We start from the raw sequence: 517 nt of genomic DNA, 5'->3' as shown, positions 1-517 counted from the left end.
GTTAATCCTAATCCTTCTCATATTGGTGAGAATGTTACTGTTAGTGGTCAGTTAGCTAATTATACTGGTATTGGTTTTGTTAATGTTACTGTTGATGGTAATCTCTTTGCTGATGTAATTGTTGATGTTTCTGGTTATTGGGAGTTAAATTATACTACTAATCGTACTGGAACTGATTTAGAGGTTATTGTTAGTTTTGCTGGTGATAGTAATTATGATGCTTTTAGTAATTCTACTACTTTCACAGTAAATAAGAATAGTACTAACTCAACTATCATTGTTAGTCCTAATCCTGCTCATATTGGTGCGAATATCACTGTTAGTGGTGTTTTAGTTAATCATACTGGTATTGGGTTTGTTAATGTTACTGTTGATGGTAATCTCTTTAATGATGTAATTGTTGATGTTTCTGGTTATTGGGAGTTAAATTATACTACTAATCGTACTGGCACTGGTTTAGAGGTTATTGTTAGTTTTGCTGGTGATGGTAATTATGATGTTTTTAGTAATTCTACTA

Annotated in this window: 1 protein-coding gene; it reads left to right on the top strand. The window is 31.7% G+C overall.

The genetic code is table 11. From position 1 onward, the window contains the following. Positions 1-517: hypothetical protein (locus MBCUT_RS11235; protein ID WP_169805375.1), on the top strand; the 517-nt coding region annotated here is incomplete at both ends.

Source organism: Methanobrevibacter cuticularis, from assembly GCF_001639285.1.
GTDB classification, from domain to species: domain Archaea; phylum Methanobacteriota; class Methanobacteria; order Methanobacteriales; family Methanobacteriaceae; genus Methanobaculum; species Methanobaculum cuticulare.
Note: the sequence above shows the minus strand (reverse complement) of the source record. Positions and strands in the feature narration are given on the sequence as shown.